The organism is Salipiger mangrovisoli, from assembly GCF_015223355.1.
Lineage (GTDB): Bacteria > Pseudomonadota > Alphaproteobacteria > Rhodobacterales > Rhodobacteraceae > Salipiger > Salipiger mangrovisoli.
On the sequence record NZ_JADFFK010000002.1, the window covers coordinates 45,526 to 71,237 of the forward strand.

Annotated in this window: 25 protein-coding genes; 13 read left to right on the plus strand and 12 right to left on the minus strand. The window is 64.8% G+C overall.

Translation table 11 applies throughout. The features are described 5' to 3' along the window. Positions 1-93 precede the first annotated feature (93 nt). Complete coding sequence (locus IQ782_RS03640) at positions 94-1,221, plus strand: polysaccharide biosynthesis/export family protein (protein WP_338092542.1); 1,128 nt, start codon at positions 94-96, stop codon at positions 1,219-1,221. A 197-nt stretch (positions 1,222-1,418) separates the two neighbouring features. Here the strand turns inward: IQ782_RS03640 and IQ782_RS03645 are convergent, their stop codons facing one another. Continuing rightward, complete coding sequence (locus IQ782_RS03645; RefSeq protein WP_194133266.1) at positions 1,419-1,832, minus strand: c-type cytochrome; 414 nt, start codon at positions 1,830-1,832, stop codon at positions 1,419-1,421. A 140-nt stretch (positions 1,833-1,972) separates the two neighbouring features. Between IQ782_RS03645 and IQ782_RS03650 the strand changes: the two genes are divergently transcribed. After that, on the plus strand, positions 1,973-2,488 hold the full coding sequence (locus IQ782_RS03650) for an isopentenyl-diphosphate Delta-isomerase (RefSeq protein WP_194133267.1): 516 nt from the start codon (positions 1,973-1,975) through the stop codon (positions 2,486-2,488). Between the two features lie 4 nt (positions 2,489-2,492). Here the strand turns inward: IQ782_RS03650 and IQ782_RS03655 are convergent, their stop codons facing one another. From IQ782_RS03655 to IQ782_RS03665, 3 genes are read right to left on the minus strand one after another with little or no spacing between them, the layout of a single operon-like run. Further along, positions 2,493-3,083, minus strand: coding sequence for a Smr/MutS family protein (locus IQ782_RS03655; RefSeq protein ID WP_194133268.1), 591 nt, complete (start codon positions 3,081-3,083; stop codon positions 2,493-2,495). Next, on the minus strand, positions 3,080-4,147 hold the full coding sequence (gene mltA / locus IQ782_RS03660) for a murein transglycosylase A (RefSeq protein ID WP_194133269.1): 1,068 nt from the start codon (positions 4,145-4,147) through the stop codon (positions 3,080-3,082). Before mltA ends, IQ782_RS03655 begins: the two co-directional genes overlap by 4 nt. Continuing rightward, positions 4,144-4,803, minus strand: coding sequence for a Tim44/TimA family putative adaptor protein (locus IQ782_RS03665; protein ID WP_194133270.1), 660 nt, complete (start codon positions 4,801-4,803; stop codon positions 4,144-4,146). The genes mltA and IQ782_RS03665 overlap by 4 nt, the downstream gene beginning before the upstream one ends. Positions 4,804-4,908: 105 nt before the next feature. On the opposite strand from IQ782_RS03665, the gene IQ782_RS03670 reads away from it, so the two are divergent. After that, positions 4,909-5,421: an FxsA family protein gene (locus tag IQ782_RS03670; RefSeq protein ID WP_194133271.1), complete on the plus strand. Its 513-nt coding sequence runs from the start codon at positions 4,909-4,911 to the stop codon at positions 5,419-5,421. Positions 5,422-5,481: 60 nt separating this feature from the next. Next, a complete protein-coding gene (secB, locus tag IQ782_RS03675) occupies positions 5,482-5,991 on the plus strand; it encodes a protein-export chaperone SecB (RefSeq protein ID WP_420832624.1) in 510 nt (169 codons plus the stop codon). Positions 5,992-6,013: 22 nt separating this feature from the next. Here the strand turns inward: secB and dnaQ are convergent, their stop codons facing one another. The 4 genes from dnaQ to IQ782_RS03695 are packed head-to-tail and all read right to left on the minus strand — an operon-like array spanning position 6,014 to position 8,715. Beyond that, positions 6,014-6,706, minus strand: a complete 693-nt coding sequence (dnaQ, locus tag IQ782_RS03680; protein ID WP_194133273.1) for a DNA polymerase III subunit epsilon — start codon at positions 6,704-6,706, stop codon at positions 6,014-6,016. Beyond that, positions 6,699-7,289: a dephospho-CoA kinase gene (coaE, locus tag IQ782_RS03685; protein WP_194133274.1), complete on the minus strand. Its 591-nt coding sequence runs from the start codon at positions 7,287-7,289 to the stop codon at positions 6,699-6,701. The genes dnaQ and coaE overlap by 8 nt, the downstream gene beginning before the upstream one ends. Beyond that, positions 7,289-8,119 carry a shikimate dehydrogenase gene (locus IQ782_RS03690; protein WP_194133275.1) on the minus strand — a complete coding sequence of 277 codons (831 nt, stop codon included), beginning with the start codon at positions 8,117-8,119 and terminating at the stop codon, positions 7,289-7,291. Before IQ782_RS03690 ends, coaE begins: the two co-directional genes overlap by 1 nt. Then, complete coding sequence (locus IQ782_RS03695) at positions 8,116-8,715, minus strand: Maf family protein (protein ID WP_194133276.1); 600 nt, start codon at positions 8,713-8,715, stop codon at positions 8,116-8,118. Before IQ782_RS03695 ends, IQ782_RS03690 begins: the two co-directional genes overlap by 4 nt. 540 nt (positions 8,716-9,255) lie before the next feature. On the opposite strand from IQ782_RS03695, the gene rho reads away from it, so the two are divergent. From rho to IQ782_RS03725, 6 genes are read left to right on the plus strand one after another with little or no spacing between them, the layout of a single operon-like run. Then, positions 9,256-10,539, plus strand: a complete 1,284-nt coding sequence (rho, locus tag IQ782_RS03700; RefSeq protein ID WP_194133277.1) for a transcription termination factor Rho — start codon at positions 9,256-9,258, stop codon at positions 10,537-10,539. A gap of 24 nt (positions 10,540-10,563) precedes the next feature. Continuing rightward, positions 10,564-11,847 (plus strand): tRNA uridine-5-carboxymethylaminomethyl(34) synthesis GTPase MnmE, encoded by a 1,284-nt coding sequence (gene mnmE / locus IQ782_RS03705; RefSeq protein ID WP_194133278.1) that lies wholly within the window; start codon positions 10,564-10,566, stop codon positions 11,845-11,847. A 3-nt stretch (positions 11,848-11,850) separates the two neighbouring features. After that, positions 11,851-13,728 (plus strand): tRNA uridine-5-carboxymethylaminomethyl(34) synthesis enzyme MnmG, encoded by a 1,878-nt coding sequence (gene mnmG / locus IQ782_RS03710; RefSeq protein WP_194133279.1) that lies wholly within the window; start codon positions 11,851-11,853, stop codon positions 13,726-13,728. Continuing rightward, on the plus strand, positions 13,725-14,345 hold the full coding sequence (gene rsmG, locus IQ782_RS03715) for a 16S rRNA (guanine(527)-N(7))-methyltransferase RsmG (RefSeq protein ID WP_194133280.1): 621 nt from the start codon (positions 13,725-13,727) through the stop codon (positions 14,343-14,345). The genes mnmG and rsmG overlap by 4 nt, the downstream gene beginning before the upstream one ends. After that, positions 14,338-15,147 (plus strand): ParA family protein, encoded by an 810-nt coding sequence (locus IQ782_RS03720; RefSeq protein ID WP_194133281.1) that lies wholly within the window; start codon positions 14,338-14,340, stop codon positions 15,145-15,147. Before rsmG ends, IQ782_RS03720 begins: the two co-directional genes overlap by 8 nt. Positions 15,148-15,174: 27 nt before the next feature. Then, entirely contained in the window at positions 15,175-16,083 is a 909-nt protein-coding gene (locus IQ782_RS03725) for a ParB/RepB/Spo0J family partition protein (protein WP_194133282.1), read from the plus strand. A gap of 242 nt (positions 16,084-16,325) precedes the next feature. Here IQ782_RS03725 and hemW read toward each other — a convergent pair whose 3' ends face one another. The 3 genes from hemW to rph are packed head-to-tail and all read right to left on the minus strand — an operon-like array spanning position 16,326 to position 18,818. Continuing rightward, positions 16,326-17,495: a radical SAM family heme chaperone HemW gene (gene hemW / locus IQ782_RS03730; RefSeq protein ID WP_194133517.1), complete on the minus strand. Its 1,170-nt coding sequence runs from the start codon at positions 17,493-17,495 to the stop codon at positions 16,326-16,328. Further along, positions 17,488-18,111: an RdgB/HAM1 family non-canonical purine NTP pyrophosphatase gene (gene rdgB, locus IQ782_RS03735; RefSeq protein ID WP_194133283.1), complete on the minus strand. Its 624-nt coding sequence runs from the start codon at positions 18,109-18,111 to the stop codon at positions 17,488-17,490. The genes hemW and rdgB overlap by 8 nt, the downstream gene beginning before the upstream one ends. Continuing rightward, positions 18,108-18,818: a ribonuclease PH gene (gene rph, locus IQ782_RS03740; protein WP_194133284.1), complete on the minus strand. Its 711-nt coding sequence runs from the start codon at positions 18,816-18,818 to the stop codon at positions 18,108-18,110. Before rph ends, rdgB begins: the two co-directional genes overlap by 4 nt. 114 nt (positions 18,819-18,932) lie before the next feature. Here rph and hrcA point away from each other — a divergent pair, with 114 nt between their 5' ends. Together hrcA and IQ782_RS03750 are read left to right on the plus strand one after the other, a co-directional pair. After that, on the plus strand, positions 18,933-19,997 hold the full coding sequence (gene hrcA / locus IQ782_RS03745; protein WP_194133285.1) for a heat-inducible transcriptional repressor HrcA: 1,065 nt from the start codon (positions 18,933-18,935) through the stop codon (positions 19,995-19,997). 9 nt (positions 19,998-20,006) lie between these two features. Next, positions 20,007-20,561: a nucleotide exchange factor GrpE gene (locus tag IQ782_RS03750; protein WP_194133286.1), complete on the plus strand. Its 555-nt coding sequence runs from the start codon at positions 20,007-20,009 to the stop codon at positions 20,559-20,561. Between the two features lie 120 nt (positions 20,562-20,681). Here the strand turns inward: IQ782_RS03750 and mutS are convergent, their stop codons facing one another. Beyond that, entirely contained in the window at positions 20,682-23,321 is a 2,640-nt protein-coding gene (gene mutS, locus IQ782_RS03755) for a DNA mismatch repair protein MutS (RefSeq protein WP_240989078.1), read from the minus strand. Positions 23,322-23,454: 133 nt separating this feature from the next. On the opposite strand from mutS, the gene IQ782_RS03760 reads away from it, so the two are divergent. Then, on the plus strand, positions 23,455-25,710 hold the full coding sequence (locus tag IQ782_RS03760; RefSeq protein ID WP_194133287.1) for an NADP-dependent malic enzyme: 2,256 nt from the start codon (positions 23,455-23,457) through the stop codon (positions 25,708-25,710). Positions 25,711-25,712: the final 2 nt, after the last annotated feature.

The window sequence follows — 25,712 nt, forward strand, 5'->3', positions numbered from 1 at the left end:
CCCCCCAGGGCGCAAGCGGCTTTTCCCCTGTCAAGAAACTGTCTATCCCTTGATAAGATTTTTAGAAACCCTTGGAACGACCCGGAGCCCAACGTGCTGAATCGATCGCGAAGCCTCATCGCCCTCGCCGCGAGCCTTGCTCTTCTGGCGGGCTGTGCACTGCCACGCGGCGCCGCGGTGCAATCCGAGATCCTCAAGCAGGCGGACAAGGACAACCCCAGCTTCCAGGTGGTCGAGGTCACCCGCGCCAACATGCCGCTGATCGCCGCCTGGCCGCAAACCGGCTCGGTGCTCGAGAACCGGTGGCTGGCCACGGCGACCGGGGCCGAGCAAAGCGTGATCCAGGCCGGGGACCTGGTCGACATCCGCATCTGGGACAGCCAGGAAAACTCGCTGCTGACCAACGCCGCCGAGAAATCCACCGTGCTGCCCAACGTGCAGGTCGGTGCCGATGGCGCGATCTTCCTGCCCTATGTGGACGAGGTCTTCATCCGTGGCATGACCCCCGCGTCGGCCCGCAAGCGCATCCAGGAGAAGCTCGAGGCGATCGTTCCCACCGCGCAGGTGCAGGTCAGCCTTACCGAGGGCCGTGGCAACGCGATCGAGATGGTCAGCGGTGTCGCCAAGCCCGGCAGCTACCCGATGCCGTCGCGCAACTACAAGATCTTCGGCCTGATCGCCGACGCCGGGGGCGTCAGCCCGACGCTGAAGAACCCGCTGGTGCGGCTCATCCGGCAGGGCTCGACCTACGAGATCACCGCCCGCACGATGATGGAAGACGGCCGCTACAACACGCTGCTGATGCCCGGTGACTCGGTGATCATCGAAGAGGACTACCGCACCTTCACCGGCATCGGCGCCTCGTCGCGGCAGACGCTGGTGACCTTCCCCAAGGACGACATCAACGCGCTCGAGGCGCTGTCGCTGATCGGTGGCCTCTACGACGTGCGCGCCGATCCCACCGGCGTGATGGTGCTGCGCGAATACACCCCGAAGCAGCTGAGTTCCTCGGCCAACCGGCCGAACATGCAGCAGGTGGTCTTCACCTTCGACATGACCACGGCAGACGGGCTGTTCGCCGCGCGGCAGTTCCAGATCTACCCCGATGACGTCGTGCTCGCGACCGAGAGCCCGCTGGCCGGCCTGCAGACGCTGCTCAGCATCATCAACAGCGGCGTGACGACCACGCAGCGCACCGCTGCGGCGGCGAACGCCTTCTGAGCGGCAACACCGTCTCTGCGTCTGATGTCCGGGCCGGCACCTCGCAAAAGGTGCCGGCCTTTTCGCAGCTCAGGACCCGGTGCATGCGTCTTCGCGATGCCGTCCGCAGCTCTGCGGGGCGCGTTGCGAGGTGCGGAAAAGGAAAGGGGCGCCGGATTAGCGGCGCCCCTGCACGTCTGCCCGTGATTCCCGCGGTGTTACTCGGCCACCGAGACCAGGTAGGCGTAGACATCTTCCATGCCCTTGTTGAGCTTGAAGGTCATGCCCGAGCGCGCGCCGCCATCGCCGAGATATTCCTGCAGGAAGCCCGAGGGGTCCTGCACGTAGGCGGTGAAGCTCGCCTCGTCCCAGACCAGCCCTTTTTGCCCGGCCTCGACGATCGACGCCTTGTAGCGGTAGCCGTCCTCGCTGCCTGCCGTGCGGCCGATGACCCCGTAGAGGTTCGGCCCGGTCTTGCCGCCTTTCTGGATCGGCGTGCCGTCCTCGGCTTGGATCATGTGGCAGGCGCGGCAGCGCTGTTCGAAGAGCTTCTTGCCCGCATCGGCATCACCCGCCTGAGCGGACGCCGCCATGAACACCGCCGCGATGCCAAGTATCATCTTGTTGTACATACCATTCTCCAGTTTCGCGTCTCCGGGGACCGTTCTAGGTTACTCTGCGCCACGATGCGCTGCGACGGAATGCCCGAAATGCCGCGACTTGACCTTGGCACGGGCAGCGAGGAAACAAGCGCTTCAGATGGAGGCACCGCATGGCCCACGACATTCCCGCATGGATCAACGGAGCGCTGGTTCCCGCGGACAAGCTCGATGTGCATTTCAAGGGGCTGCGCCACAAGGCAGTCTCGGTCTTCGTCATGCGCGAGGGCCGCACCCTGCTGCAACGCCGCGCGCTCGAGAAATACCACACGCCGGGGCTTTGGGCGAATGCCTGTTGCACCCATCCGCATTGGAGCGAGGATCCGCGCGACTGCGCGCTGCGGCGGCTGGACGAGGAACTGGGCCTGCGCGGACTCAATCCGCTCCATCGTGGCCAGGTCGAGTATCGCGCCGATGTCGGCGGCGGCATGACCGAGCACGAGCTGGTCGACATCTTCGTGGCCGAGGCCGGGGCAGGGATCGAGCCCCTGCCGAATGCCGAGGAGGTGATGGACACCCTGTGGCTGACGCTGCCCGAGCTGCGCGCCCGTATCGCCGCCGAGCCCGAGTCCTTCACCCCCTGGTTGCGCATCTACCTCGCCGAGCATGGCGAGCTGATCCTCGGCTGACGCCTCAGCGCCGCTTCTTGAGATAGACGTAATAGGCGCCGCCGCCGCCGTGTTTGATATGCGCCTCCGAGACCTGCAGCACGCAGGCCGAGAGCGGCGGCATCCGCAGCCATTGCGGCACCTGGGTCTTCAGCACACCGCGACGGCGCGGCATCGGGTCGTGCGGATCCTCGCGCATCCCCTTGCCGGTGATCACCAGAACGAGGCGAAAGCCGCGCATCTGGGTGCCAAGGATGAAGCCCGCCAGCTCGCGGTGCGCCTGGTCCAGCGTCATGCCGTGCAGGTCGAGCCGCGCCTCCGGTTGCAGCTTGCCGCGCTTGAGTCGGCCAAAGGCCTTGGCATCCATCCGCACCGGGTCCTGCGACAGCCGGTCAGAGGTCGACGCATAGAAGTCATGCCGTTCCTGCGGCGTCGGGGCGCGAACGCCCAGCGCGAAATCGGGCAGCGGATCCCTGGGCAGCATCGGCTTGCGCAGCTTGAGCGGCTTCGGGGCAGGGATGTCGGCGGTCACCTTGCGGCCCGGCAGCTTCTCGGCGCTGCGCGCGACGAGCTCCCAGAGCTCGACCTCGTCGGGGCGCAGCTTGCGACGGCTCACAGCACCGACTCCGGCAGCAGCGCATAGGCGCGCTGGATCGGCAGCAGCACCACCAGGCGGCCCGGATCCTTCATCGTGCCGGCCTTGCGCCCGGCCGCATCGCCGGTGCCCATGAAGACATCGGCGCGCTGCGGGCCCTTGATCGCCGATCCGGTGTCCTGCGCGATCATCAAGCGGTGCAGGGGCTCAGCACCCTCCTTCTCGATCCACACGGGCGCGCCCAACGGCACATAGGCCGGGTCCACGGCGATCGACCGCAGCGGCGTGATCGAGCGGTTCATCGCGCCAAGCGGGCCCAGCTCGGCGGGCACCTCGTTCACTTCACGGAAGAAGACGTAGGAGGGGTTGTGCATCAGCAGCTCGGCCCCGTCCTCGGGGTTGGCGCGGACCCAGGCCTTGATCACCTGCGCCGAGACCTCGTGCAGCGTGAAGAGCCCGCGCGCCACCAGCTCCTTGCCGATCGAGCGGTAGGGATGGCCGTTGGCGCCGCCGTAGCCGACCCGCAGGTGGTGGCCATCAGGCAGGCGGATGCGGCCCGAGCCCTGCACCTGCAGAAAGAACAGCTCGACCGGGTCGGCGATCCAGGCGATCTCGAGCCCGCGGCCCTGCATCACATCGCCGGTGACGATGTCGCGCCGGGTGAGCCATGGCCCCTCGGTTTCGCCGATCTCGGGCGGCAGTCGGTAGATCGGGTGGCTGTAGTGCGGATCGGGCTGCAACGCGCCGTCGATCTCAGGCTCGAAATACCCGGTGAACAGCCCGCCGGTGCCTTCCTCTGCGTCTTCCGGCGCGCCGGTGATCATCACCGGGCGGAAAAACAGTTCGAAAAACTCCCGCGGGTCGCCGGCATCGCGGGCCAGCGCGCAGAGCGAGCGCCAGTCCGGGTCGGTCATATCGCCGCAGGTGTTGAGAAAAACCGAAAGGGCGGCGGAATGATCATCCGTCGCCCATCCGTCGAGATCGCCGAAGCTCAGGATCTCGTAGCTGGTGTCGCTTTCCGCAGCGGCCATGGTCCCTGCCAGTATTGCTCCTGTCAGCACGGCCGCCCGGATCGCGCGCCTCATTCGTCGGTCGCGACCAGCTGCCAGTTCGGATCGTCGCTACCCATGTTGCGGGCGTAGGTCCAGACGTCCTTCTGACGTTTCACCGACGTCGGGCTGCCCTCGATCACGGTGCCGGTCGCGTCCTTCACCACCGAGGTCAGCTCGCCGGTGTAGCGCACGGTGATCTCGGCCAGCTTGCTCACCTCGTCAAAGGTCGCCTCGACCAGGGACATCTCGCGCACGCCGACGAATTCGGCCTCGATTGTCAGGCCCTGCTGGCGGCGGCTTTCGACCACTTCGGCAAAGCTGTCATAGACATCCCCGGCAAGGAACGGCTTCAGTTCTTCAACCTCGCCGCGCTCGAAACCCATGAGGATCATCTCGTAGGCACCGCGCGCGCCGCCGAGGAACTCGCCGACGTTGAAGCTCGGCTCGACAGCCTTCATCCGGGCCAGCGCCTTGGCCGAGGGGCTGCCCTCGGGGGCATGGTCGATGATGTCATGGTCCGGTCCGCCCTCGATCACCTCGAAGTCGCGACGGCTGTCGTCACGCCGGGAAGATGCCTGCACGGGAGGCTTCTCGAACCCGTCGCGTGTGCCCAGCACGCTCCGCAGACGCAGGATCAGGAAGATCGCGATCGCGGCAAGAACCAGCAGCTGGACGATCGGCATATTCATCGGCACCTCTTGGGCAAAACATGGAAAATCTTTTGTCGCATTCCTATGTAGGCACTGGGCAGCGCCAAGTCTACCAGTGCGCGGCCACGGAAAAGGAGAGAGGCCATGTGGCTATTTCTGGCATTCGTCGCGGTGCCGCTGATCGAGATCACATTGTTCATCCAGGTCGGGGGGCTGATCGGGCTCTGGCCGACGCTGCTGATCGTCGTGGTGACCGCCATTCTGGGCACCGCACTGGTCCGGCGCGAGGGCCTGCGGGCGCTTACCGATGTGCAGAGCTCCTTCTCTCAGCTCCAGGATCCGACCAGGCCGCTGGCGCATGGCGCGATGATCCTGTTCTCGGGCGCGCTGCTGCTGACGCCGGGCTTCTTCACCGATGCCTGCGGCTTTGCCCTGCTGATCCCGGCGGTCCGCGACGCGGTGATGCGCTACGTCTCGAGCCGCATCAAGGTTCAGCGCTTCGAGATGGGTGGCCGCCCGTCGAACGGACCGCGGCCGCAGACAGAGCCCTATCGGCCCGGCCCGCGCGCACAAGATGATGTGATCGAGGGGGAATTTACCGAGATTCCCGGCTCCAAGAGACCCAATCACCCTGGGTCAGGGTGGACTAAGCATTGAGCCGTTAATCGGGGGCTGCTATTCCGGGTGAAAATCCAACAGGAGCTTTCCATGGCTGAAATCAGCGAAAACGGCGCGGCGGACGCGCAGCAGACCCCGGCAGCGGTGAAGATGAACGTGCTCGCGCAGTTCGTGCGCGACATGAGCTTCGAGAACATCCTCGCGCAGAAGGGCGTGAGCGGTGAGGTCCAGCCCGACGTTCAGGTGCAGGTCAACCTCGACGCCAAGAAGCGCTCGGCCGAGAACCAGTACGAAGTCGTTCTGAAGCTGAAGGTCGAGTCCAAGTCGAAGTCCAGCGCCGACATGCTGTTCCTGCTCGAACTGGACTACGCCGGCGTGTTCAACATCGAAGGCGTGCCCGCAGAGCAGCTGCATCCCTTCCTGCTGATCGAATGCCCGCGGATGCTCTTCCCCTTCGTGCGCCGCATCGTCTCGGACGTGACCCGCGACGGGGGCTTCCCGCCGCTGAACCTGGAAACCATCGACTTCGTTGCCCTGTACCGCAACGAGATCATGCGCCGGCAGCAAGCGACCGCCGCAACGGGCGAAGAGCGCAAGCTCGACGCCTGAGCGCCGGCCGGGTGGCGGGGCCTCAGCCCCGCGACCAGAGCGCTTTTTCCCCGAGTTTCTCGACAAAGGCGGCGTGAGCCGCCTTTTCTTCTTCGGTGATCCGCGACGGCAGCGGTGTCGCGCGCCGTTGCGGACGCCACTCTTCCTCGCCGCCCGCGCTGTTGCGGCCCGAGGACACGGGCGCCAGCACCAGATCCGGCTGCTTGCCGCCAATCAGTTCAAGATAGACTTCGGCCAGGATCTCGCTGTCGAGCAGCGCCCCGTGCAGCGTCCGGCTGGAGTTGTCGATGCCGAAGCGACGGCAGAGCGCATCCAGCGAGGCGGGCGAGCCGGGGAACTTCTTGCGCGCGATCATCAGCGTGTCGATGGCGCAATCTTTCGGAAGTTGTGGTCGGTTCGCCCACTTCAGCTCTGCGTTGAGGAATTTCACGTCGAATGTGGCGTTGTGGATCACCAGCTTGGCGTCGGTGCCGATGAAGGCGATGAACTCGTCGACGATCTTGGCGAACACCGGCTTGTCGCGCAGGAAGTCGTCGCCCAGCCCGTGCACCTCGAAGGCTTCCTGCGGCATCGCGCGTTCGGGATTGATGTACTGGTGGTAGACCTTGCCCGTCGGCACGTGGTTGTAGAGCTCGACCGCGCCGATCTCGACGATGCGGTCGCCCTGTTCCGGCTCGAAGCCGGTGGTTTCGGTGTCGAGTACGATCTCACGCATGGATCCGCCTTTCGATGTCTTCCAGCACATCCTGAACCTGCGCGCGGGCATGGTCCAGCGTGTCCGTCGTAATCACGTAATCCGCGCGGGCGCATTTCTCGGCGTTCGGCATTTGCCGGGCAAGGATGCGGTCGAGGTCGTCCGCGCTCATCGTGCCGCGGGCCAGAACCCGCTCGCGCTGGATCTCTTCGGGGATGGTGACGCAGACCACCGCGTCGAATTCGGCTTCCGAGCCGGTCTCGTAGAGCAGGGGGATGTCGAAGACGCCGATCGCCTCGGGGTGCGCCTTGTCGAAGGCCGCGCGGTCGGCCCGCACCAGCGGATGCACGATGGCCTCGATCCGCTTCAGCGCGCCGGGATCCGCCGCGATGATCCCGCGCAGAGCCTCACGTGAAACCTCGCCTTCGACGATGGCCTGCGGGAACGCCGCGCCGATCGCCGCCACCGCGGCGCCACCCCTGCCATAGAGCCGGTGCACCGCCGCGTCAGCGTCCCAGACAGGGCAGCCTGCCTCGGCGAAGAAACCCGCGGTCTGCGACTTGCCCATGCCGATGGAGCCGGTGAGGCCGAGACGGAAGCGCATCAGAGTACCGCGTCGCGGGTCGCCTGATCCACCACAGGGCGCTTGCCGAACCAGCGCTCGAAGCCCGGCACCGCCTGGTGCAGCAGCATGCCCAGACCATCGACGCAAACGCAGCCCATCTCCCGCCCGATGCGCAGAAGCCGGGTTTCCAGCGGCGTGTAGACGATGTCGGTCACCAGCGTGCCCGGACGCAGCCCGTCCAGCGGCACCCGCAGTTCGGGCTTTCCGACCATGCCGAGCGAGCTGGTGTTGACCACCGTGTTCGCCTCTTCCAGCAGATTGCCCGCATGCACCCAGTCGATGACATGCACGCGCTGGCCGAAATCCTCGCGCAGCTTCTCGGCCCGCACGCGGGTGCGGTTGCACAGATAGAGTTTCGGCACCCCGGCCTCGAGCAGCGCGGTGATCACCGCGCGTGCCGCACCGCCCGCGCCGAGCACCACGGCGGGACCGGCTGCCGCCCGCCACTCCGGCGCATTCTGCTTGAGGTTCTCGATAAAGCCGTAGCCGTCGGTATTGTCGGCGTAGATGGTGCCGTTCTCGCGGAAGGTCAGCGTGTTCGCGGCGCCGATCAGCGTCGCGCGGTCCGACACCACGTCGGCGATCTCCATCACCCGCTCCTTGTGAGGAATGGTGATGTTCACCCCGACGAAGCCGATCTGAGGCAGCAGCCGCAGCGTCTCCTGCAGCTTGGCCGTCGGCACGTCCATCGGGATGTAATGCCCCGGCAGACCATAGGTCTTCAGCCAGTGCCCATGCAGCAGCGGCGAGCGCGAATGCGCTATGGGCGAGCCGATGACGCCCGCCAGGGGGATCTTTTCGCCACTCATCCTGCGATGACCCCGCGCACTTCCAGGAACCCCAGAAGCTCCAGCAGGGGCAGGCCCAGAATGGTGAAATGACTGCCCTCGATGCTTGCGAACAGACGCACGCCTTCCTCCTCCAGCTTGAAGCCGCCCACCGATGTGCGCAGGCTCTCCCAGTTTCTCTCTATATAGTCGTCGAGATAGGCCTCGGAGAAGGCGCGCATCTTGAGCCGCGCCACGCCGACGTGCCGCCAGACCGGCTCGCCGCCCTCGTAGATCACCGCCGCCGAAAGAAGATGCAGCCGCTGGTCCCGCAGCTCCATGAGCTGCACGCGGGCCTCCTCGGGGCTCTTGGGCTTCGAGTAGAGCTTGCCGTTGCAGCTCAGCACCTGGTCACAGCCCAGCACCAGTGCACCGGGGTTCTTGTCGGAAACCTTGCGCGCCTTGTACTCGGCCAGCGCGTCCGCCACGTCACGCGGCGGCGCGCCCTCCGCCAGCAGCGAGTCGCGAATCGACGATTCATCGACGCGCGCCACCTCTATTCCAAAGGGAACGCCCGCGGCGCGCAGCAGATCGGCGCGGATCTGCGAGCCGGAGGCGAGGACGAGCGGAAGACTCATGGGGATAAACCTGTTCGCAGTCTTGGGTCTTTGTCAGGGGAAGCTTCTGGGGAAAATCGCCCCCGGTTTCAAGGCTGGGGAAATCTCCTGAGGCTTACGCCGAGTCGTGGTGATTCCTGAGTCTGTGGGTTTTGATAACTTCCCACTGTGGAGAACCGGATCCCTTGAGATCTTTCAAAGATCTATCCCCAGCGGGGCTTACACGATTGATAGCCCTTATTTACATGATCCGAAAGGCGATTCCCCCAAAGCCCGCCCGACAGATCTCCGCAGATCTATCCACAGAGAGATCCGCCGTGGACAGAGCTCCGTGAAACATTTGATCCACCGGACTCGGGTTACCCTTAACCAAAATCATCTCTTCTTTTTCTTTCTAAATTTTTTTCAGAGAGCGGGCCGGCCCCCGGTGTCCGGCCAGGAATTGACTTCGAGGGGGGGAGGGGATAGGCATCTTCTCAACACCTGTTCTGGTGGGACCTTCCCGAAAGACACACGCAGAAATCTGCGAAAGCGACGGCCGAACGCGGCCCGGAGGAATGCATGACCGATGCCGATATCGTCGAGCGTCTGAACCTGTCCGACCTGAAGGCGCAGAGCCCGAAGGATCTCCTGGCAATGGCCGAGGAGCTCGAGATCGAGAACGCCTCGACGATGCGCAAGGGCGAGATGATGTTCCAGATCCTGCGCGAACGCGCGGACGAGGGCTGGACCATCTTCGGCGACGGCGTGCTCGAGGTGCTGCAGGACGGCTTCGGCTTCCTGCGCTCGCCCGAGGCGAACTACCTGCCGGGCCCCGATGACATCTATGTCTCGCCCGAGATGATCCGGAAATACTCGCTGCGCACCGGCGACACCATCGAAGGCGAAATCCGCGCGCCCGACAACGAGGAGCGCTACTTCGCGCTGGTCGACGTCTCGGCGATCAACTTCGAGGATCCGGAACGCGCGCGCCACAAGATCGCCTTCGACAACCTTACGCCGCTCTATCCCGATGAGCGCCTGAAGATGGAAGTCGAGGATCCGACGATCAAGGACAAGTCGGCCCGGATCATCGACCTGGTCGCGCCGATCGGCAAGGGACAGCGTTCGCTCATCGTGGCACCGCCGCGGACCGGTAAGACGGTGCTGCTGCAGAACATCGCCAACTCGATCGAGAAGAACCACCCCGAGTGCTACCTCATCGTTCTGCTGATCGACGAACGTCCCGAGGAAGTCACCGACATGCAGCGCTCGGTGAAGGGCGAGGTTGTCTCCTCGACCTTCGACGAACCGGCGACCCGTCACGTGGCCGTGTCGGAAATGGTCATCGAGAAAGCCAAGCGCCTCGTCGAACATAAACGAGATGTTGTGATTCTTCTCGACTCGATCACAAGACTTGGTAGGGCGTTCAACACCGTCGTGCCGTCGTCGGGCAAGGTTCTGACCGGTGGTGTCGATGCGAACGCTCTGCAGCGTCCGAAGCGCTTCTTCGGCGCGGCGCGGAACATCGAAGAGGGCGGCTCGCTCACCATCATCGCCACCGCGCTGATCGACACCGGCTCGCGCATGGACGAAGTCATCTTCGAAGAATTCAAGGGTACCGGTAACTCGGAAATCGTGCTCGACCGCAAGGTCGCCGACAAGCGCGTCTTCCCGGCGATCGACATCCTCAAGTCGGGCACCCGGAAAGAGGATCTGCTCACCGACAAGGTCGACCTGCAGAAGACCTTCGTCCTGCGCCGGATCCTCAACCCGATGGGCACGACCGACGCGGTCGAGTTCCTGCTGTCGAAGCTCAAGCAGACCAAGACAAACGGCGAATTCTTCGACTCGATGAACAGCTAAAGAAAAACCGCAAAGGAGGCGGGGATGGACACGATCTTCGCACTTGCCAGCGCGGTCGGCAAAGCAGGCGTTTCCGTGGTGAGGGTCTCCGGACCCTCCGCATGGGACGCCTGTTCTCGTCTTTGCGGCGATGTACCCGCGCCGCGCCGCAGCGCGCTGCGCAAGCTGACCGACGGGGCAGGGCAGGTGCTCGACGAGGCGCTGGTCCTGACATTCGAGGCAGGCAAGAGTTTCACCGGCGAACAGGTCGTCGAGTTTCATCTGCATGGCAGCATCGCGATCCTGCGCGCGGTACTTCGCGAACTTGCAGCGATGGACGGTGTTCGTCAGGCGGAACCGGGAGAATTCACCCGGCGCGCGTTGGAACATGACCGGCTGGATCTGACCCAGGTCGAGGCGCTCGCGGATCTGATCGAGGCCGAGACCGAAAGCCAGCGCAGCCAGGCGATGACGATTTTCGCCGGCGCGCTTGGAAAAAAGGTCGATCTCTGGCGCGAAGAGCTGATTTTCGCCGCCTCTCTGCTCGAGGTGACCATCGATTTCGCCGACGAGGAGGTTCCGGTCGACGTCAGCGACGACGTGCGCGCCGCGCTCCTCAAGGTGAAGGCGGAAGTCGCCCGCGAACTGGCCGGGATTGACGCTGCGGAACGCATCAGATCCGGCTTCGAGGTTGCGATCATAGGTCGTCCGAATGTCGGAAAATCAACTCTTCTCAATACCTTAGCTGGTAGGGACGCGGCCATCACCTCGGAACATGCGGGGACCACCCGCGACGTTATCGAGGTCCGCATGGAGATCGCTGGCCTTCCGGTAACGCTTCTTGATACGGCGGGGCTTCGCGAGGCAGCGGATCCGGTGGAGAAAATCGGCATTCAACGGGCGAGGGACCGCGCTGAACTGGCAGATCTGCGGGTCTTCCTGCTCGAAGCGGACGAGACGCTCGATGTCATTCCGCGCAAGGGCGACATCGTGCGTCGGTCGAAGGGAGATCTCTCCGGGGACGTGCTGGCGATTTCAGCCGCGACCGGGCAGGGGATCGAAGCGCTGATCGCCGAAATCGGCAACACCCTGTCCGCGCGGGTGCAGACCAGTGGTCTCGCGACGCGCGAGCGGCATAGAATTGCCTTCCAGGAAGGCGCCGATGCGCTTACGACCGCGCTGGAACTGCTTGATTTCGGGCCCGAGCGGTACGATATCGCTGCGGAGGAAGTCCGTGTCGCGATTCGACGCCTCGAGGCCCTGATCGGCCGCGTCGACGTGGAAAATCTGCTGGACAAGATCTTTTCGAGCTTCTGCCTGGGCAAGTAAGGAGTGTTTCACGTGAAACAACTCGATTTTGATGTCGTCGTTGTCGGCGGCGGACATGCGGGCACCGAGGCCGCCGCGGCTTCGGCGCGTATGGGTGCAAAAACGGCGCTTGTAACCCTGACCCGAGGCGGGATCGGGGTCATGTCGTGCAATCCGGCCATCGGGGGGCTTGGAAAGGGCCATCTGGTGCGCGAAATCGACGCCATGGATGGCGTGATGGGCCGCGTTGCGGATCAGGCGGGCATCCAGTTCCGGCTCCTCAACCGCCGCAAGGGACCCGCAGTGCAGGGACCGCGTACGCAGGCGGACCGGAAGCTCTATCGCGAGGCGATGCTGCGCGAGATGGAAGCCGCCCCCAATCTGACCATCCTGGAAGGCGAGGTGACAGACCTGATCATGGACGGGGATCTCGTCCAGGGTGTGGTTCTCGCTGACGGATCGGAAGCGCGCAGCGCCGCCGTGGTGCTGACCACCGGCACATTCCTGCGCGGTGTCATCCACATCGGAGACCAGAAACGGCCCGGCGGCCGCATGGGAGACAAGCCCGCGGTCAAGCTCGCCGAACGGCTCGATGCGATGGCATTGCCGCTGGGGCGTTTGAAGACAGGCACGCCGCCGCGGCTCGACGGACGCACAATCAACTGGGACATCCTCGACAGCCAACCGGGCGACGAGGATCCGGCGCTGTTCTCTTTCCTCTCGAAGATGCCTTTGGTCCGCCAGATCTCCTGCGGCATCACCCATACCAACAGCCGCACGCACGAGCTGATCCGCGACAACCTTTCCCGATCCGCGATGTACGGTGGCCATATCGAAGGGATCGGGCCGCGCTACTGTCCCTCTATCGAGGACAAGATCGTGCGCTTCGCGGATAAGGAATCGCATCAAATTTTCCTTGAACCGGAAGGACTTGACGACCACACGGTTTATCCGAACGGGATTTCGACCTCCTTGCCCGAGGATGTGCAGGAGGCCTATGTCCATTCGATCGTCGGCCTTGAACAGGCAAGGATCCTTCAGCCGGGCTATGCGATCGAGTATGATTTTGTCGATCCCCGCGCCCTGGACCTTCGCCTTTCGGTGAAAGCCGTGTCAGGTCTCTACCTTGCCGGTCAGATCAACGGGACGACCGGCTACGAAGAAGCCGCGGCACAGGGCATGGTCGCGGGTCTGAATGCGGCTTCGGAGAGCCTTGGCCGCGGAGAGATCACCTTTAGCCGGGCCGACAGCTATATCGGCGTCATGGTTGATGACCTGACGTCGCGGGGCGTGACCGAGCCCTACCGCATGTTCACCTCGCGCGCCGAATTCCGCCTGTCGCTGCGGGCGGACAACGCCGATCAGCGGCTGACCCCGATGGCAATGGCGCTCGGATGCGTCTCCAAAGAGCGCAAACGCGCGTTCCTCGAGAAGTCCGAGAAACTGGAAGAGGGCAGGGGCGTGCTCGAAAGCATCACGATGACGCCGCGCGAGCTGGGCGATCTCGGGCTCAAGATGAACGCCGACGGCGCGCGCCGCAGCCTTTTCCAGCTTTTGTCGTTCCCGGATATCTCGATGGAGTTCCTGCGCGGCCACGTGCCAGAGATTTCGGCGATCGAAGACGAGATCGGGGCGCAGCTCGAAAAGGACGCGCTTTATGCGAACTATATCGACCGCCAGAAGCGCGACGTCGAGGCGTTGAAGCGCGATGAGACCTACCAGGTGCCGTCTGATTTCGATTTTTCGACGATCGAAGGACTGTCGACGGAGTTAAAGCAGAAGCTTGCTCGGGCGAAGCCGTCCACGTTGGCGCAAGCGGCAAAGGTTGACGGGATGACCCCCGCGGCGCTGTCCCTGTTGCTGATCAGGCTCCGCCGCAACGACCGGGCCCGCAGCGCATGAGATCTCTGGACCTTGGAGGCGGGCTCAGTGTTTCACGTGAAACATGCGACCGCCTCGAGCATTACATGGACCTGCTTCACAAGTGGAACCCGCGCATCAACCTGGTTTCGCCGACCACGCTGGAGGAGGCTTGGACCCGGCATATCGTTGATTCCGCGCAGGTCTGGAGTATTCCACAGGAATATCCCCAGCATTGGGCGGATCTCGGTGTTGGCGGCGGCTTTCCCGGCCTTGTGGTTGCGATCTTGCGCGCGGAGTTCGCGCCCGAGATGATCGTTACCCTGGTGGAAAGCGACCAGCGGAAATGTGCTTTCCTGCGGACAGTGCTGCGGGAAACCGGCGTCGAGGCCAAGGTCGAGGCGCAGCGGATTGAGGAAATTCCGCCGCTTGGCGTGGATTTGCTCAGCGCCCGCGCTCTGGCCTCGCTCGACAAACTTTTGGGCTTTGCCCAGCGTCACCTGTGCGAGAATGGCACGGCGCTCTTTCCCAAGGGGGCGCAAGCGGAAAAAGAAATCGCGGACGCACGCAAGATGTGGCAGTTTGATCTGGTACGGCATACAAGTCTTACGGATCCCAACGCGGTTGTCTTGCAAATCGGAGCGCTGACTCATGTCTGATTCCTTCCGGCCCGGCGCGGCCAAGATCGTTGCCATTGCCAACCAGAAGGGCGGGGTGGGCAAGACCACGACGACGATCAACCTTGGCGCGGCGCTGGCCGAACGCGGGTTGAAGGTGCTGATCGTCGATCTCGATCCGCAGGGGAACTCGTCGACCGGTCTGGGTATCGAGCCTGAGGCAAGGGAATATACCGCCTACGAGCTGTTGCTCGAGGATGCGCCGCTGTCGGACATGATCCTCGAAACCGAGACGGCGAACCTTAAACTGATCCCGGCGACGGTGGATCTGGCGTCGGCCGACATCGAACTGGTGGCGAACGAGAAGCGGAGCTTCCTTCTGCATGACGCCCTGCGCCAGGCGGACATGGCGCAATTCGGCTTCGATTACATCCTGATCGACTGCCCGCCCTCGCTGAACCTTCTGACGGTCAACGCGATGGTCGCGGCGCATTCGATCCTGGTGCCCCTGCAGAGCGAATTTTTCGCTCTGGAGGGTCTGTCGCAGTTGATGCTGACAATCCGTGAGGTCCGCCAGAGCGCGAACCCGGACCTGCGCATCGAGGGCGTGGTGCTGACCATGTTCGACGCCCGCAACAATCTCTCCCGCATGGTCGAGGAAGACGCGCGCGCCAACCTTGGCGACCTGGTGTTCACCACGGTGATCCCGCGCAACGTTCGGGTGAGCGAAGCGCCGTCCTATGCGTGTCCCGTGCTGACCTATGACACCAATTCCAAGGGCGCGCTGGCTTATCGGGCGCTGGCCGACGAGCTGCTGCGCAACAATGCGCAGATGGCGGCATAAGACCAAATTCGAGACGAGAGGGCAGTTATGGCAGAGAAACGCGAAATGCGTCGGGGACTCGGGCGGGGTCTGTCGGCCCTGATGTCGGATGTGGATGTGCGCCCGGCCGTGGTGGCCGAGGAAGAGGCAACACCGCGGACGCCCGATCGGATGATCCCGATCGAGAAGCTGTTCCCGAACAAGGACCAGCCGCGCCGGACCTTCACGTCCGAACAGCTCACCGAACTTTCGGAATCGATTCGGGCGAAGGGCATTATCCAGCCGATCATCGTGCGTCCCAGGCCCGGTTCGGAAGGGGACTTCGAGATCGTCGCCGGCGAGCGCCGCTGGCGCGCCGCGCAGATGGCGCAGCTCCACGAGGTGCCGGCGCTCGTCCGCGAGTTCGACGACATCGAAGTGCTCGAAGTTGCGATCATCGAGAACATCCAGCGCGCGGATCTGAACGCGATCGAAGAAGCGGCAGGCTACAAGCAGCTGATGAACCGCTTCGGGCATACGCAGGAAAAGATTGCCGAAGCGCTCGGCAAGAGCCGCAGCCACATTGCCAACCTGCTGCGTCTGCTGAACCTGCCGGAGTCGGTACAGACCATGGTGGTCGAAGGCGAGCTGACCGCGGGTCACGCCCGCACGCTGATCACCTCGGAGAACCCTGAGGAGCTGGCGAAAGAGATCGTCCGGCGCAAACTTTCGGTCCGCCAGGCCGAGCAGCTTGCCAAACCACAGACACAGAAAGCTCCGAAACAGGGTCTCAATGGATTTGGCGGGGCGCAGAAGGATGCCGACACGCGCGCGCTGGAGGGAGATCTCTCGGCAGCGCTCGGAATGAAGGTCGCGATTCAGAATGCGCCGGGCGCCGAGAGCGGAAAGCTGGTCGTGAGCTACGAAAGCTTCGAGGAGCTGGACAAGCTCTGCGCGATCCTCAGCGCTGCCCGCTAAGGGATCTCTCCACAGGATCCTGTGGAGAGATCTCGTTGAGGTGCACATGAGGCAATAGCCGTACCCGGAAGACCGGGCGTTTGTTCACCAGATCCGACCGGATCCGACGGATCTGGTTCAAATAGAGAAGGCCGAGCCCATGTGGCTCGGCCTTCTGGTTTTCCGCGATCATTCTGGGGGCGAGATCTCCACAGGATCCGACCGGATCCTGTGGGTAACGTTTCACATGAAACGGCGAGGGCTCAGTTGGTCAGAAGCTCGGAAATGACCCCGTTGAGCACCAGCCGCCCCTCGGTCGTGGCCCCGATCAGGTCGCGCTCGCGCCAGATCAGGCCAAGGTCCTGAAGCTCGCTCAGCTTGTGGGCGGGCAGGGGCGTCGGTGAGATCTCGGCAAGACGCGCCAGCGAGATCCCCTCGCTCAGACGCAGACCCATCATGACAAATTCTGTCATGATGTCCTCGGAACCGAGCGGATCGAAAACGCTGTCGCCGCGACCGGCCTCGGCCTTTTCGATCCAGGCGCCGGGCATTTTCCAGGCCTCGGTGGCATGACGTGTGCCGTTCACCGTGACACGGCCGTGCGCACCGGGACCGACGCCGACGTAATCTCCGCCGCGCCAGTAGACGAGATTGTGCCGCGACTGCGCGCCGGCCAAAGCGTGGTTCGACACTTCGTAAGGGGCATAGCCCGCCTTCGCGGTGATCTCCTGCGTCGCAAGGAACATGTCGGCGGCAAGATCCTCGTCGGGCAGCTTCTTCATCTGGCCGCGCTGCGCGCGCTCCCAGAACATCGTGCCTTCCTCGATCGTCAGCTGGTAGAGCGACAGGTGGTCGGCAGCGAGATCGAGCGCTTCGCGCAGCTCTGTTTCCCAGCCTTTCAGGGTCTGGTTCTCGCGCGCGTAGATCAGGTCGAAGTTGACCCGCTCGAAGACCGACTTGGCGGTTTCCAGCGCGACGATCGCCTCATCCACGTCATGCAGTCGCCCGAGGCGGCGCAGATCGTCCGGCCGCAGGCTCTGAATGCCCATGGAGACCCTGTTGACGCCCGCCTCGCGGAAGCCCTCGAACTTCGAGACCTCGACCGAGCGCGGGTTCGCCTCCAGCGTGATCTCGATGTCATTGGCCCAGGTCCAATGTTCCTTGGCGGCGTCCAGAACGGCCTGAACCGTCGCCGGCTCCATCAAGGAGGGCGTGCCGCCGCCGAAATAGATCGAATTGAGGATGCGTCCCGAGGTCAGCGCGCCGTAGCGGCGGACCTCGGAACCGAGTGCGTCTGCCCAGCGGGTCTGGTCGATCGACCGGACGACATGGCTGTTGAAGTCGCAGTAGGGGCATTTGGCCTCGCAGAAAGGCCAATGCACGTAGAGGCCGAAGCCTCCTTCACGCCAGGTTTCAGACCCGGACTCAGGCATCATCGCGGGCAAAGCAGCCCTGCACGAACTTGGCGAAGGCATCGGCGCGGTGGCTGATGCGGTTCTTTTCGTCGCTCGCCATCTCGGCGAAGGTGATCTCATGGCCCTCGGGCTGGAAGATCGGGTCGTAGCCGTGGCCGTTGTCGCCGCGCATCGGCCAGACCACCTGGCCCTCCATCACGCCGGGGAAGACGGCATCGGTGCCATCGGGCCAGGCAAGGACGAGCGTGCAGTTGAACCGCGCGGTCCAAGGCTGTGCAGAGCCGGTCTTCAGCAGCGCGTCGTGGGTCTTGCCCATGGCCATGACGAAGTCCCGACCATTGGGCGTTTCGGCCCAATCGGCGGTGTAGACACCGGGAGCGCCGTCGAGCGCATCGACCGAGATGCCGCTGTCGTCGGCGAGCGCCGGCAGGCCGGTGGCCTTGGCAGCGGCATGCGCCTTGATGCGGGCGTTCTCGACAAAGGTGGTGCCGGTTTCCGCAGGCTCGGGAAGGTTCATCTCCTTCGCGCCCACGACCTCGACCCCGTAGGGTGCGAGCAGCTCGGTGATCTCCTCGAGCTTGCCCGCGTTATGGGTCGCGACGAGCAGCTTCTTGTCGCTGAAGATCCGGCTCATTTGCAGGCCGCCAGCTGCGCTTCGACCAGTTGCGAGACGCCCGCCTCGGCAAGGTCCATCAGCTTGTTCATCTGGTCACGGCTGAAGGTCGCGCCCTCGGCGGACATCTGAACTTCGATCAGCTGGCCGTCGCCGCGCAGGATGAAGTTGCCGTCGACGCCGGCTTCGCTGTCCTCGGCATAGTCGAGGTCCAGCACCGGCTGACCGGCGTAGATGCCGCAGCTCACCGCCGCGACCGGGGTCAGAGGGTCGGTGGTGATGGCGCCGGTCTTCATCAGCTTGTTCACGGCAAGGCGCAGCGCGACCCAACCGCCGGTGATCGAGGCGCAGCGGGTGCCGCCGTCGGCCTGGATCACGTCGCAGTCGATGGTGATCTGGCGCTCGCCGAGCGCGACGCGGTCAACACCGGCGCGGAGCGAACGGCCGATCAGCCGCTGGATCTCGACGGTGCGGCCGCCCTGCTTGCCGGTGGTTGCCTCGCGGCGCATGCGCGAGCCGGTGGAGCGCGGCAGCATGCCGTATTCCGCGGTCACCCAGCCAAGGCCGCTGCCCTTCACGAAGGGCGGCACGCGGTCCTCGAGCGTGGCGGTGCACAGCACGTGGGTGTCGCCCATCTTGATCAGGCAGGAGCCTTCGGCATGTTTCGTGACGCCCGTTTCGATTGAAACGCTGCGCATATCGCTTAGATTTCGTCCAGAAGGTCTCATGAGTGCCTCTCTTCTCGGTTGCTGCCGGGATACTGGGGCTGATGCTGTCTCGCAACCCCGATTGACGGCTGCGAAGGGGGGCCTTTAATGACCCTGAACAGCCGGAGTTTGTGCATGAAAGAGGGTAGCCGTCTTCTCGAAGAGATGAACGATCGCTCGCGCGAGGTGTTCCGCCGCGTGGTTGAATCCTATCTCGAGACGGGTGAGCCGGTGGGTTCCCGCACCCTGACGCGCAGCCTGTCCGAGAAGGTCTCGGCCGCGACGATCCGCAACGTGATGCAGGATCTCGAGTACCTCGGGCTGCTCGACAGCCCGCATGTCTCGGCCGGGCGCGTGCCCACGCAGGTCGGCCTGCGGATGTTCGTCGACGGGCTGCTGGAGGTCCGCGACCTTGACAGTTCCGATCGGCAGGCGCTGGACGCCACCACCGCGCAGGGCGGCGACGACATGGGCGGGCTTCTCGACCGGGTCGGCGCCGCGCTTTCGGGGGTAACCCACGGGGCATCCTTGGTTCTGACCCCCAAGCACGAGGCCCCGGTCAAACATATCGAGTTCGTCTCGCTCGGCCACGACCGGGCGCTGGTGGTGCTGGTCTTTGCCGATGGCAGCGTCGAGAACCGGCTGTTCCGCCCGCCCGCCGGGCAGACCCCCAGCTCGATGCGCGAGGCGGCGAATTTCCTCAACGCGCTGATCGAGGGAAAGACCCTGTCGGAGCTGCGCGGCGAGATCACCCGCCAGATCGCGACCCGCCGGCAGGAGATCGACACGCTGGCGGCGGATCTCATCGAGACGGGCATGGCCGCCTGGGAGAAGGATGCCGACAATTCCGCCCGGCTGATCGTGCGCGGCACCTCGAATCTGCTGGGTCAGGACGGTGAGACCGAGGAGCTGGATCGCATCCGGTCGCTGTTTGACGACCTCGAACGCAAGCGGGATATCGCCGAGTTCCTCCAGCTGGCCGAGAGCGGCGACGGGGTCCGAATTTTTATCGGCTCCGAGAACAAACTTTTCTCACTTTCGGGTTCCTCTCTGGTGGTCTCTCCATATATGAACGCGGATCGAAAGATAATCGGTGCGGTCGGGGTCATCGGACCCACGCGGCTCAACTACGGGCGGATCGTACCCATCGTGGACTACACGGCACAGCTGGTCGGCAGGCTGATTGCCGAGCGGAGCTAGAGGTTAGACATGGCAGACGCGAAGAAAGACGAATTCCTCGACGACATCGAGGCGGCAGAGGCAGAGGCTTTCGCCGACGAGATGGAAGAGATCGACAACGAGGCGATCGAACTCGACTCGCTGCGCGCCGAGCGCGACGAGTACAAGGACCGCTTCATGCGGGCGCTGGCCGATGCCGAGAACGCCCGCAAGCGTGCCGACAAGGATCGCCGCGAGGCGCAGCAGTACGGCGGCTCGAAGCTCGCCCGTGACCTGCTGCCGGTTTATGACAACCTGAGCCGCGCGCTGAACGCGGCGCGTGACGCCGAGGCGGGCGAGGCGCTGATCGAGGGTGTGGAGCTGACCCTGCGCGAGCTGACCAATGTCTTCTCGCGCCATGGCATGACCACCATCAAGCCCGAGGTCGGCGACAAGTTCGACCCCAAGCAGCACGAGGCGATGTTCGAGGCCCCGGTGCCCGGCACCAAGGCCGGCGAGATCATCCAGGTCTCGGCCGAGGGCTTCATGCTCTACGACCGCCTGCTGCGTCCGGCACAGGTCGGCGTCAGCTCGATGCCGGGCTGATCTCGTCAGGGATAGTCACGGAAAACCCCCGGTCGAAGGACCGGGGGTTTTTCTTTGGGCAACAGCGGGTTTGGTTTCACGTGAATCCAAACCCGCCGGATGGATTCACGTGAAACCCTCCTAGCCCTTCAGCAGAGCCTTCAGATCGTAAAGCGCCTGAAGTGCCTCGCGCGGGGTCATCTCGTCAGGGAGCAAGGTTTCGAGCCGTTCTTCCACGACCGAAGGCCCCTTTTTCACCTGAACCGGCTCGGGTTTCGCCGCCGCCGAGAAGAGCGGCAGGTCGTCGATCAGCGCCTTGGGCGAGGTCCGGCCGCGCTCGCCCTCTTCCAGTGCGCTCAGCACGTCGCGGGCACGGGCGATGACGGCGGGCGGCAGGCCGGCAAGCTGCGCAACCTGCACGCCGTAGGAGCGGTCGGCGGCGCCCTCGCGCACCTCGTGCAGGAAGATCACCTCGCCCTCCCACTCCTTCACCGCGACGGTGGCATTGCCGACGCCCTCGAGCTTGGCGGCAAGCTGGGTCATCTCGTGGTAGTGCGTGGCAAAAAGCGCGCGCACGCGGTTGACGCCGTGCAGGTGCTCGAGCGTGGCCCAGGCGATCGACAGGCCGTCATAGGTGGCGGTGCCACGGCCGATCTCGTCGAGGATCACCAGCGCCCGATCGTCGGCCTGGTTGAGGATGGCGGCGGTCTCGACCATCTCGACCATGAAGGTCGAGCGCCCGCGCGCCAGGTCGTCCGAGGCACCGACGCGGCTGAAGATCTGGCTGACCACGCCCAGATGCGCACGGTCGGCGGGCACGTAGGAGCCCATCTGCGCCAGCAAGGCAATCAGCGCGTTCTGCCGCAGGTAAGTTGACTTACCGGCCATGTTCGGGCCGGTCAGCAGGGTCACCGCCGCGCCCTCGCCATGGGCATTCAGCGCGCAGTCATTGGCGATGAAGGGCGCGCCGCCCTGTTGCTGAAGCGCGCGTTCCACCACCGGGTGACGTCCGGCCTCGATCTCGAAGGCGCGGCTGCCGTCGACCTGCGGGCGGGCCCATTTCTGTGCCTTGGCCAAATCGGCAAGACCAAGCGCCACGTCGACCTCGGCCAGCGACAGCCCGGTCTCGGACACCTGCGGCGCGCGCGCGAGGATGGCGCCTTTCAGGCTTTCGTAGAGCCGCTTCTCGATTTCCAGCGCCTCGTTGCCGGCGTTCAGGATGCGGGTCTCCAGCTCGGTCAGCTCGACCGTGGTGAAGCGCACCTGGTTGGCGGTGGTCTGGCGGTGGATGAAGGTCTCGTTCAGCGGCGGAGACATCATCTTCTCGGCGTGGGTCGCGGTGGTCTCGATGAAGTAGCCCAGCACGTTGTTGTGTTTGATCTTCATCGAGGTGACGCCGCTCATCTCGACGTATTTCGCCTGCATCGAGGCGATCACCCCGCGGCCCTGGTCGCGCAGCGTGCGCGCCTCGTCGAGCGCCGCATCGTAGCCCGGCGCGATGAAGCCGCCGTCGCGCACCATCAGCGGCGGCTCGGCGACCAGCGCGGCCTCGAGCAGCGCGATAAGCTCGTCGTGGCCGGTCAGTGTTTCACGTGCATCAGCCAGAAGCGGCGGCAATTCGGCCCTATCGAGGGTCTGAGCGATCTCCTCGGCCTGTGCCAGCGCGTTGCGCACTGCGGCCAGGTCGCGCGGCCCGCCACGGTCGAGACCGAGCCGCGACAGCGCGCGGTCGAGATCGGGCACCTTGCGCAGGCTGTCGCGCAGAAGCTTGGCCTCGGCGCTCTCCATCGCCCAGTCCAGAGCCTGAAGCCGGGCTTCGATCACCTCTAGATTGCGCGAAGGGGACGAAACTCGCCTCTCAAGCAGGCGCGCACCGCCGGGCGTCACCGTCCGGTCGATCACCGACAGCAGCGAGCCGGCGCGCCCGCCGTTCATCGAATGCGTCAGCTCGAGGTTGCGGCGGGTGGCGGCGTCGATCTGCAACAGGTTCGAGACCGCATCGCGTTGCGGCGGGCGGAGCAGGGGCAGGCGGCCCTTTTGGGTGATGTCGAGATAGTCGACCAGCGCGCCGAGGGCCGAGAGCTCGGGCCGCTCGAAGGCCCCGAAGCCCGAGAGCGTCTGCACGGCAAAGAGCCGTTTCAGTCTCTCTTCCGCGCCGGTGGAGTCAAAGGAGGCCGCGCCCAGCACGGTGGGGTAGATGCCAAGATCGCTCAGCACCGGGCGCAACTCTTCGTCGGTGCTGTCGGAGACCAGAACCTCCGAGGGCGCGAGCCGCGCCAGTTCGGCACCGATGCGGGCGCGGTTCAGCGGCATGACGTGCAGCGCGCCGGTGGAAATGTCGGTCCAGGCCAGCGCCCAGTCGTCCCGAATTCGGCCCAAAGCGGCAAGGTAGTTGTGGCGGCGGGCTTCCAGCAGTGACTCCTCGGTGAGGGTGCCGGGGGTCACCAGCCGCACCACGTCGCGTTTCACCACCGACTTGTGCCCGCGCTTCTTCGCCTCGGCCGGGCTTTCCAGCTGCTCGCCCACGGCGACGCGGAAGCCCTTGCGGATCAGCGTCAGCAGGTAGCCCTCGGCCGCGTGCACCGGCACGCCGCACATCGGGATGTCGTCGCCCGCGTGCTTGCCGCGCTTGGTCAGCGCGATATCCAGCGCCTCGGACGCCGCCACCGCGTCGTCGAAGAACATCTCGTAGAAGTCGCCCATCCGGTAGAACAGGAGCGCGTCCGGATACTGCGCCTTGATCTCAAGATATTGCGCCATCATCGGCGTGACTGCCGTCATCTAGTCCCCCAGTGCTGCTTGGCGCAGACATACCAAAGCGCGCGGGGGCGGTGAAAGGCGAAATGCGCCCAGTTGAGCCACGCCTTCCCCTGCGCTAAGACAAACGCCGCTCATACCGGAGGAACGCAGGCCAATGACAAAAACAAAATTCACCCGTGAAGAGGCGCTTGCCTTCCACCTTGATCCGACCCCCGGCAAGTGGGAGGTCCAGGCGACGGTCCCGATGACCACGCAGCGCGACCTGAGCCTTGCCTATTCCCCGGGTGTTGCGGTTCCCTGCGAGGAAATCGCCGCCAACCCCGAGCTGGCCTATGACTACACGAACAAGGGCAACCTGGTCGCGGTGATCTCGAACGGCACCGCGGTTCTGGGTCTCGGCAACCTCGGTGCGCTGGGCGGCAAGCCTGTGATGGAGGGCAAGTCGGTCCTCTTCAAGCGGTTCGCCGACGTGAACTCGGTCGACATCGAGCTCGACACCGAGGACCCCGAGGAATTCATCAAGGCCTGCAAGCTGATGGGGCCGACCTTCGGCGGCATCAACCTCGAGGACATCAAGGCGCCCGAATGCTTCATCATCGAGCAGCGCCTCAAGGAAGAGATGGACATCCCGGTCTTCCACGACGACCAGCACGGCACCGCGGTGATCTGCGCCGCGGGCCTGATGAACGCGCTGCACCTCTCGGGCAAGAAGATCGAAGACGTGAAGATCGTGCTCAACGGCGCGGGCGCGGCGGGCATCGCCTGCCTCGAGCTGCTGAAGTCGATGGGGGCCAAGCATGACAACTGCATCATGTGCGACACCAAGGGCGTGATCTACCAGGGCCGCACCGAGGGCATGAACCAGTGGAAGTCGGCGCATGCCGCCAACACCAAGCTGCGCACCCTCGACGAGGCGATGGTCGGCGCCGATGTCTTCCTCGGCGTCTCGGCCAAGGGTGCGGTCACGCAGGACATGGTCAAGAGCATGGCCGACAACCCGGTGATCTTCGCCATGGCGAACCCCGATCCCGAGATCACCCCGGAAGAGGCCCATGAGGTGCGTGTCGACGCCATCGTCGCCACCGGCCGCTCGGACTATCCGAACCAGGTTAACAACGTTCTTGGCTTCCCGTACCTGTTCCGCGGCGCGCTCGACATCCACGCCCGGGCGATCAACGACGAGATGAAGATCGCCTGCGCCCGCGCGCTGGCCGAGCTCGCGCGCGAAGACGTGCCCGACGAGGTGGCGGTGGCCTACGGCAAGTCGCTGACCTTCGGCCGCGACTACATCATCCCCACGCCCTTCGACCCGAGGCTCATCCACCGAATCCCGCCCGCCGTGGCGCGCGCCGGCATGGACACCGGCGCCGCGCGCCGCCCGATCATCGACATGGAGGCCTACGAGGCCGGGCTTCGCGGCCGCATGGACCCCACCGCCGCGGTGCTGCGGGGCATCAACAGCCGCGCCCGCGCCGCGCAGTCGCGGATGATCTTCGCCGAGGGTGACGATCCCCGCGTGCTGCGCGCCGCGGTCATGTACCAGCGCAACGGCTTCGGCAAGGCGATCGTCGTGGGCCGCGAGGCCGACGTGAAGGAGAAGCTCGAGGCCAGCGGACTCGGTGACGCGGTGCGCGAGATCAAGGTGGTCAACGCCGCCAATACCGCGCATCTCGAGACCTACAAGGAGTTCCTCTACCAGCGCCTGCAGCGCAAGGGCTACGACCGCCAGGACGTGCACCGTCTGGCAGCGCGCGACCGCCACGTCTTCGCCTCGCTGATGCTGGCGCATGGCCATGGCGACGGGCTGATCACCGGCGCGACGCGCAAGTCGGCGCATGTGCTCGAGGCGATCAACCATGTCTATGACGCCGATGCCGAGCATGGGGTCGCCGGGGTCACCGCGCTGCTGCACAAGGGCCGCATCGTGCTGATCAGCGACACGCTGGTGCAGGAATGGCCCGAGGCGGAGGATCTCGCGAACATCGCCGAGCGCGCCGCGGGCGTCGCCCGCCACCTCGGCCTGGAGCCGCGCGTCGCCTTCGTGTCCTTCTCGACCTTCGGCTACCCGGTGTCGGAGCGGGCCTCGAAGATGCACCGCGCACCGAAGATTCTCGACGCGCGCGGGGTCGATTTCGAGTACGAGGGAGAGATGACGGTCGACGTGGCGCTGAACCGCAAGGCGCAGGAAAACTATCCGTTCCAGCGGCTGACCGGCCCGGCCAACGTGCTGGTGGTCCCGGCGCGCCACTCGGCCTCGATCTCGGTCAAGCTGATGCAGGAAATGGCCGGCGCCACGGTGATCGGCCCGATCCTCGCCGGCATCGACAGCTCGATCCAGATCTGCTCGACGACGATGACCGCCAATGACATTCTCAACATGGCGGTTCTGGCGGCCTGCAAGGTCGGCTGACC